This window comes from Psychrobacter sp. GW64-MNA-CIBAN-0177 (assembly GCF_040309585.1).
In the GTDB taxonomy this organism is placed as follows: domain Bacteria; phylum Pseudomonadota; class Gammaproteobacteria; order Pseudomonadales; family Moraxellaceae; genus Psychrobacter; species Psychrobacter okhotskensis.
Genome location: NZ_JBEOOY010000066.1, coordinates 1 through 480, shown reverse-complemented (window position 1 = coordinate 480; position 480 = coordinate 1). Strand labels below are relative to the sequence as shown.

1 protein-coding gene is annotated in these 480 nt (G+C 37.1%); it reads right to left on the bottom strand.

The features are described 5' to 3' along the window. Positions 1-295: 295 nt before the first annotated feature. Positions 296-480 (bottom strand): disulfide bond formation protein B (locus AAEY79_RS14200; RefSeq protein WP_352288870.1); only part of this gene is annotated, 185 nt, incomplete at its 5' end.

Here is a 480-nt window from a genome sequence, read left to right as displayed (position 1 = left end):
ATATATATCAGAGCAAACACTGTTCAATGTCATAAAATAAGGGCAATAAAAGCCTATAAGATAACAAAGGTTAATCGGTAGACTGTAAGCTTTTTGTTATTATTATGGCATTAGCATGACACAGGTATGCAAAGAACTCACTACGAGGATAAGTCAATTAGTGCTTAAAGAAGAAATACTGGAGGAAAGGAAAAACAAGTCACTAAAAGCGCTCTTAAAATAGTTTAAGCTAAGATAGTCTAAGACAAAACGGCTAAAAATATTTTAATAGACCTGGTTGTGAAAGCAAGTATTTTTAATAGCGCGCTGATATTTGCGGACGTAAGATACGCCAAAGTAGCAATCCATGCACCAGTAATAGCACGCTAAAAAATATTAACGACTGCTCAGGAATACTCATTCCTAAAAAACGCCATTCAACTGACGCACATTCGCCAGAGCCTGCCAGCACTTCATTAAGCACCTGCTGCATTGGTAAGG